Source organism: Winogradskyella sp. SM1960, from assembly GCF_020179375.1.
GTDB classification, from domain to species: domain Bacteria; phylum Bacteroidota; class Bacteroidia; order Flavobacteriales; family Flavobacteriaceae; genus Winogradskyella; species Winogradskyella marina.
On the sequence record NZ_JAICBG010000015.1, the window covers coordinates 1 to 7,753 of the forward strand.

Annotated in this window: 10 protein-coding genes; all 10 read left to right on the forward strand. The window is 30.5% G+C overall.

The window, feature by feature from the left end; genetic code table 11:
• Positions 1 to 149: 149 nt before the first annotated feature.
• The 10 genes from K1X16_RS17380 (at position 150) to K1X16_RS17425 (ending at position 7,480) form a co-directional block, all read left to right on the forward strand.
• Positions 150 to 728, forward strand: coding sequence for a hypothetical protein (locus K1X16_RS17380; protein ID WP_225037347.1), 579 nt, complete (start codon positions 150 to 152; stop codon positions 726 to 728).
• 166 nt (positions 729 to 894) lie between these two features.
• Positions 895 to 1,590, forward strand: coding sequence for a DUF6624 domain-containing protein (locus K1X16_RS17385; RefSeq protein WP_225037348.1), 696 nt, complete (start codon positions 895 to 897; stop codon positions 1,588 to 1,590).
• A 159-nt stretch (positions 1,591 to 1,749) separates the two neighbouring features.
• The gene (locus K1X16_RS17390; RefSeq protein ID WP_225037349.1) at positions 1,750 to 2,421 is read left to right on the forward strand and encodes a hypothetical protein; all 672 of its coding nucleotides are present in this window, start codon (positions 1,750 to 1,752) and stop codon (positions 2,419 to 2,421) included.
• A 220-nt stretch (positions 2,422 to 2,641) separates the two neighbouring features.
• Positions 2,642 to 3,250 (forward strand): hypothetical protein, encoded by a 609-nt coding sequence (locus tag K1X16_RS17395; RefSeq protein ID WP_195872849.1) that lies wholly within the window; start codon positions 2,642 to 2,644, stop codon positions 3,248 to 3,250.
• Positions 3,251 to 3,396: 146 nt separating this feature from the next.
• On the forward strand, positions 3,397 to 4,416 hold the full coding sequence (locus tag K1X16_RS17400) for a transglutaminase domain-containing protein (RefSeq protein ID WP_225037350.1): 1,020 nt from the start codon (positions 3,397 to 3,399) through the stop codon (positions 4,414 to 4,416).
• 155 nt (positions 4,417 to 4,571) lie between these two features.
• Complete coding sequence (locus K1X16_RS17405) at positions 4,572 to 5,261, forward strand: DUF2695 domain-containing protein (protein ID WP_225037351.1); 690 nt, start codon at positions 4,572 to 4,574, stop codon at positions 5,259 to 5,261.
• Positions 5,262 to 5,419: 158 nt separating this feature from the next.
• On the forward strand, positions 5,420 to 5,971 hold the full coding sequence (locus tag K1X16_RS17410; protein WP_225037352.1) for a hypothetical protein: 552 nt from the start codon (positions 5,420 to 5,422) through the stop codon (positions 5,969 to 5,971).
• Between the two features lie 156 nt (positions 5,972 to 6,127).
• Positions 6,128 to 6,511: a hypothetical protein gene (locus K1X16_RS17415; RefSeq protein WP_076551508.1), complete on the forward strand. Its 384-nt coding sequence runs from the start codon at positions 6,128 to 6,130 to the stop codon at positions 6,509 to 6,511.
• A gap of 217 nt (positions 6,512 to 6,728) precedes the next feature.
• Positions 6,729 to 7,058 carry a hypothetical protein gene (locus K1X16_RS17420; RefSeq protein WP_225037353.1) on the forward strand — a complete coding sequence of 110 codons (330 nt, stop codon included), beginning with the start codon at positions 6,729 to 6,731 and terminating at the stop codon, positions 7,056 to 7,058.
• Between the two features lie 8 nt (positions 7,059 to 7,066).
• Entirely contained in the window at positions 7,067 to 7,480 is a 414-nt protein-coding gene (locus K1X16_RS17425; protein WP_225037354.1) for a hypothetical protein, read from the forward strand.
• Positions 7,481 to 7,753 lie beyond the last annotated feature (273 nt).

The window sequence follows — 7,753 nt, forward strand, 5'->3', positions numbered from 1 at the left end:
CGGAATATTCTCAGGTCCGTAAAAGTTTGCTAAATTAGCTACCAAACCACGCAACTAATCATACACAAACACGTTGTACAACATTTGACCAAGCAATGAAAATTCGAATTTTAACGACATTATTTTTAGTTTTTATTAGTTGCAAAAATGTGACTGAAAAAGAAACTGAACAAGTACAAATTGTAGTTGATTCGACTGGATTGAAAATTGAAACAGTCGAAAAAAATCCTAAAAATTTAAAACTCACTTCCTTTCTTGAAAACCCAATTGACCTACAAGAATTTAAGAATAAAACGAAAAGAGATGTCACTACAAGTGTCACCAATGGAATGGAATATCATTTTCACCCCAAAATTAATGATTCAATTTATTATAGTTACAACTTCATTTCTACAATAAATAGACCAATAGAAATTAATGAAATAATTGTCTTTAAGTATGGAAAAAACCAACAGAGATATGAAGACAAAACTGAAATCTTGATTGAATTAAAGATTAACAATAAGGATTCTGATTTGGGAAAAGCAAATCTAATCGGACTTTCAAAAACGGAATTGGAATCGGAATTTGGAACTAATTATCTGACTTTGGACAATGGAATCGCATACTCGAATGAAAACAAAGTTTTAATTATTGAACTTGAAGACTCAAAAGTAAAGTCTTTTAGATATATAAAATTAAGTACAGAAAAAATCGACAAAGATTTAATTGAACAAATAATAAAATAAAAAACGTTGTACAACAACGTGTATAATTCATTGCTAGTTCTCGCCTATTTACGAAAGTCCTCGCGGACTTTCTATCTGTGATTTATTTGCTAACTTTAGTGCTTAAACACGCAACGAAATCATACACAAAACCGTTGGCATTCATTATGACCAAACCCACAAACGAATGAAGAACATTTTAATTTTAGTACTACTAATAATATTTTCGTCTTGTAAAAACGGACAGAAAGAGCAAGAAAACAATTTAGGAATAACAACTTCAGAAATAAAAGAAAAAACGAATTCGGACAAATCCTTAATCGCAATTCTTGACACAATACATCAAAAAGACCAAGATTTAAGAAGACAAATTAGAGAAATCGAAGAAAAATATGGTAGAGATTCAAATGAAATAAAAGAAAGTTGGGAAACCATAGCTGAAAACGACTCTATAAACCTTATTAAAATTCAAAAGATACTTGATGAACGTGGTTGGTTAGGTCAAGATATCATAGGCAGACAAGGAAATATGACATTATTTTTAGTAATACAGCATTCTGATTTGGAAATTCAAGAAAAATATCTTCCTATGATGCGAGATGCTGTAAAAAAGGGAAATGCACAATCAAGGAATTTAGCTTTATTAGAAGATAGAGTTGCTTTGAGGAAAGGAAAAAGACAAATTTATGGAAGTCAAATTGGAAGAAACCAAGAAACAGGAGAATTTTATGTTTTACCAATTGATGACCCAGAAAATGTTGATAAAAGACGAGAGGAGGTTGGTTTAGATTTACTTTCCGACTATGTTTCTGATTATGATATTATTTGGAATGTTAAAAAACACAAAATTATGACTAAAAAATTAGAATCGAAAAAAAAATAACGAAATGCCAACACCGTATATAATTAATTGCTTGGTTATAGATTACTTACGAAAATACTCTCGTATTTTCTATTCGATTTTTATTTGCTAACTTTCGTGGTTAACCACGCAACTAATCATACACAAACACGTTGGCATTAATTTGACAAAAAACAGAAATTGGGAGATATATTTAAACATTTTATCGATTTAATAAAAGATAAAACCACTTCTTGGGGATTTAAAACAGCTCTGTTTGTTTCTGTAATTGGTATAATCTTTTTGACTGATTTTTATTTAGGATTTAGTTATAATTATCATCTAAATAATAAAATAGAACAACTTGATAATATAAGTAATCTTAAGCAAAAATATCAAACTGACTCTGTAATGTTAGCTGGACTTACCAAAATGGAACGAAAAGTCTTTTATAAAAAACATTATTCTGACCAATTATCTCATCTGTTTATAAAAGACTCTACGAAAACCGGAAGTTCCGAATATATTGAACAAGATAATCCAACGAATATTAAACCGACAACTATTACGAAAAAACCTATACGTTCTATTTATTGGATGACATTTACATCAAATTATTTATTTGTCATCATTTTACCCTTTTTAATATTTCTACCTTTTTATAGTAAAGACGGAAGAAAAGCCAGTACTCTTGCAGGTTGGTTTGCTTCGATGATTATGTTTGGAGTTTTTGGAGCAATTACAACTTGGATAGCATATCAAATACCAATCTTTGGGAACAATCCGATTTGGAATTATATTATTAATTTTTTAATTCATACATTATTTTGGATTTTAATATTTCAATTTAATAACGATAAAAAGAAAAACTAATGCCAACACCGTGTATAATTAATTGCTTTTTTAGGCTTACTTACGAAAATTCCTGCGGAATTTTCTCTGGTTCGTGAAAGTTTGCTAAATTAGCTACCCAACCACGCAACTAATCATACACAAACACGTTAGCACCAATTTGAGAAAACCGATGATAAAAACGATAATTATAGTAATAAGTGTGTTTTTAATTCTAACAGGATTTAAAACCTATAAGTCTTTGAAATCAAACGTAAAGAAAATTCCAAAGGTAAGTTTTGAGGAACAACTTAACACTTATCAAGAATTAGGATATAAATTGAACAGCGGAATAACTAAAGAAACGTTACTCGAATCATATGACAAATCCGATTTTGAGGAAGACACTTGGGTTCTTATGTATGTTACTTTAGGTTCGACAATAGAAAGAGAACCTTGGACAGCAATAACCAATGAATGTTGGCATTTCGATGCTGAATGTATTGAAGATAATGGCTCATATATCGATATACTCGAAAATATAAAAAGAATATCTAAAAATAAACTGAATTTTGAAAACATAAAAGATTTTGTTGACATTGATAACGAAAAGGCTTGGGTTTCTTTTGAGTTAAACGGAAAGAATTACAAGTGGGATTTAAGAATTGATAATGATTGGGTTGACGGTTCTTTATTCGATAAAATTCAAGAACTGAATTCGGAATTAAAAAATTCTGAAAAGTTTACTTTTATTGGTTTAGGTCAAGACGGAGTAATTGACTTTATGACTGACAAAGAAATGTCTGAATTTAAAAAAATGACCAATATCAAAATAAAGTGGTTGAACGGTATTAAAGATATTGGAGAATAAAAACTGGTGCTAACACCGTGTATAATTAATTGCTTTTTAGAGCTTACTTGTGAAAATTCCTGCGGAATTTTCTCTGGTCCGTAAAAGTTTGCTAAATTAGCTACCCAACCACGCAACTAACCATACACAAACACGTTACCACACATTTGAAAAAAACAGCATTCTACATATTATCAATCTTGCTTTTATTAGTAACAAACGGATATTCTCAATCGGATTTTACGAAAATTGATGAATATGCGCGAAGTATAGATTATAATTCAGATAAACCATTAGCGATTGAACTCACTAAAAACTTAAAGACGGATTTAGAGAAAGTGCGTTCAATTTTTGTTTGGATAACTGATAATATTAAATATGACGTTAAGCGTTATAAAAATCCAGAACTTTATAGTAAATCAAAAGATTCAACAACCGACGTTATTAAAAATACATTGGACACTAAAATGGCAGTTTGTGGCGGATATGCTAAACTTTTCAAAAGCCTTTGTGATGACGCTGGAATTGAATGTGTCTATATTGTTGGTCTGTCAAGACAATATTTAGAAAGCAATGAAGAAAAAACAGTTCCCGACCACGCTTGGAACGCTGTTAAGATTGATGGAAAATGGTTTTTATTAGATACAACTTGGGCGAGTGGTACTGTATTTGGGAATCGATTTGAAAAGGCTTTGGACGAATATTGGTTTCTTACCAATCCCAAAGAATTCTTTTATTCCCACTATCCAACTGAACAAAAATGGACTTTGTTAAACGAAAAATATAATCGTGAAAAATTTTATGATTTACCTGCAACAATTTCCCATAATCTCTTCACTCAAGGAATATCTGTAATAAATCCCGAGAACGGAACAATTAAAATTGGTCCTGATAACAAATTTAAATTTGTTGTAAAAGTTGATAATATCGAAACCGACATTTCACTTTTGGGTTCGCCTTGGGAAACTTATGCATCTCTGAATAATTTACCAGAACCAACCAATGAAGAATACCTAAATGATATTGACAAATATAGCTTGCTTATTCCGTCAATAGAATTAATAAACAAAACTGTCAACGGAAATACAATTACTTTAGAATATGTGGTAAAACATAAAACTTTGGAAAACATTTCATTATCTGTTAACCAATTACAAACAGCGGATTACAAAGTAGAATGGCAATAAAAAACGTGTGGTAACACCGTGTATAATTCATTGCTACTACTCGCCTACTTGCGAAAATCTTTGCGGACTTTCTATTCTGTATTTATTTGCTAACTTTAATGCTTAAATCACGCAACGAGATCATACACAAACACGTTAGCCATAATTTACAAAAAATGACGATATTAACAGAAAATCAAGTAACTGAACTTTGTGTTTTTATAGAAAATCGAATTGAAAAAATTGGTTGTGACCACTCATTGAAATACACTTTTGATTGGGCTAAAAAAAATGGAATTGATAAGTCCGACTTAATTGATGTACTGGAATCGAATGGTGGATTTTGTGATTGTGAAGTAACATTTAATTTACCAGAAGATTGCGATTTAGAATTAGAATCTGATAATAGAGAAATGGACTTTAAAAATCCTTTTAAAATTCCGCTAAATTTTCAACAAGTCGAAAACAAAGTTTATACAAAAGCCTTATTTTCAAGTTCTGAATACGACCGATATAATTATACAAAAAACGGAGAACTACTAATTCCAGCACCTTTTGGATTTAAACCAAAAAAGAGAGTTAGGAAAAGTATGCACTTTTTTAACGGAACTGAATCGGAATTGCCAACTGAAATTGGAATTGTGAAAGAAATTGAACCGACAAATGGAAAGCTGTTCGCTAAAATGGTTCGTGATTTAAAATTGGAGTCTTTTACAAAATTTTCGGAACGAGATGCTGAATACTACTTCTCGAGAATTGAAAAAATTGAAATTGGAAAACCAATGGGAACGCATTTTATGGAAAGAACAGGAATTGGCGGAAAAAAAATTGATTTAAAAATACATAAAGTGATATTTAGGAAATAAAAAACTATGGCTAACACCGTGTATATTTTATTGCTAGTTTTTAGCCTACTTACGAAAATCCTCGCGGATTTTCTATTCGGTATTTATTTGCTAACTTAGTAACTTAATCACGCAACAAAGCATACACAAACACGTTGGCAACAATGTCCGAAAAACCTATGAACAGAATTTTAATCATTTTTCTAATAATCGGATTTTACTCTTGTGGAGAAAAGCAGAAACCTGAAAAGAAAATGGAAACTGTTGTAGATAAAAAAACCCTTTCTGAACTTAAAGACTTTGAATTACTTCAAGATTTTGAGAAAAATAAAGCGAAATTCGGAACACCAAATACTTTTGAACTTAACGACCATTCTGCTGATGGTGGAGAATTAAGCGTATTTCACGATAAAGACTTTGATTACATTGTATTTGACTTTTGGTTGTATGGAGAAACTGGAAAACTGAATTATACATATTGGACGGAAAAAAACGGAAATTTGGATTTCAAGTTTGTAAAGCAACTGAAGTACGTTTATGACAAGCCATATTATATAGAAGATTATAAAACGGATTCTATAATTCGATACTTTTCTTATTCGGATTCTAAAACCAAACTTTTTGACATAAACAAAACGGAAATCACAGAATCTGAACAGATTGAAAAAAGTAAATCGGAATTGGAATCATTTTTCAGAGATGTGACAAAAGGAATTGAAATAGTAAAATAAAACACTGTTGCCAACAACGTGTATAATTCATTGCTAGTTAAAGCCTACTTACGAAAGTCCTAGCGGACTTTCTATCTGTGATTTATTTGCTAACTTTAGTGCTTAAACACACAACGAAATCATACACAAACACGTTGTAAACAATTTAGAGCATAAATGACGAAAAAAGAAATTAATAACATTCTGAAATCTGAATCTGGAATTATCCTATTAGAAAAGGAATCTGAACAATCTTTTTTTGAATCGATATTAAACAATACTGTTTCGTTGATTTCTGCTATATATTTCTTGACAAGAAAAAAACTTGATTCATTAATTCTAACTGAAAAAAGGATTTTACTAATAGTGCAGAACAAAATTCAACTTGAAAAAAAGTTAAACGGAAATGAGTCGTTGATATATAATGGTGTGAAATCCGCATTAGAAATAACTGACCAAAATGAAAAATCTATTATTGGACTGAATAAATTGCGCGTGAGTTATGAAGAGGGAAAGTCAATACGACAAAAATTAACTGAATTTGAAAGCAGAACTGAATAAAAACTGTTTACAACAATGTATAACCGCAATTACGGCGGATTCGACTACGTCCGAATCCACTCGGAATTACTAAAGTCAGTGCCAAACCGAAAATTAACGCATATAAACCCGTAACTGACGGTTATACGAGACCGTTGTACACAATTTAAGAAAACACCTGAACTAAATGAGTTGGACAGTGATTTTATTTAATTCAAGCGAAAAAATTCCATCGGACTTGGATTTTGAAGAAAGTATTCTTAAGCCAATTCTATTTAGCGAAATTCTGGAAAAGTCATTTAAAAAAATTAAATCCGAAGACAATCATAGAGAAATAAAAGGAATTGATTATTCAATTGACTTTTTTGTTGACAATGAACCAAGTGGAACAAAAATGCTGAATCTTTATGGAGAAAATGGACTGTTTGAACTTATAGGTTTAGCCAAAAAATATAGATGGCAAATTTACGATACAAGCCTAAATAATTTTATTAATTTGGAAAATCCAGAAAACAACGGATTTGAAAATCATAAAAGTTATCTCAAACAAATAAAAGCAACGGAATAATATATAGAATGGAAGCTCTGTTAGCATCGGAATATAATTACGAAATGAATAAATGTGTTCTCGTTCAAGGAGACATTCATTCAGTTTGGGCATATGTAATTGACATAACTGACAATAAAGATGAAATAGAATTTGACGGATTTATATGTTCTCGTGGAACTCTAATTGATGATAGTAACGAAATTGAGGCTTACATAAATCACGACCAAGGTTATGCACCACCATTATTAAGTGAATATAAAAATGAGTATTCTATTATAAATGACCTTGTTGAAAGCGATATAAAAATTGACTGGAAAGACAATATTGTCCGAATTTTAATGAAAGGAACCGAATATTTAAAAATGGATTTGGAAACCAAAATGTCCTATTCCAAAGGAATTTCGAAAAGCGGTGCATATGGAATTCCATTAAAAGAATAAATAGAAACTGTGTACAACACCGTGTATAATTCATTGCTATTTATAGCCTATTTACGAAAGTCCTCGCGGACTTTCTATTCTGTATTTATTTGCTAACTTTAGTGCTTAAAGCACGCAACGAAATCATACACAAACACGTTGTAAAACATTTACGAAAAACCTCGAATTTGAAATTTATATTGAAAATAATTTTAGGAGCAGTAGTAATGTTAGTAGTTGGAATAACTGTTTTTCTTGTTGCATTTGGAGACCATACAAATAGAACGAATTTTA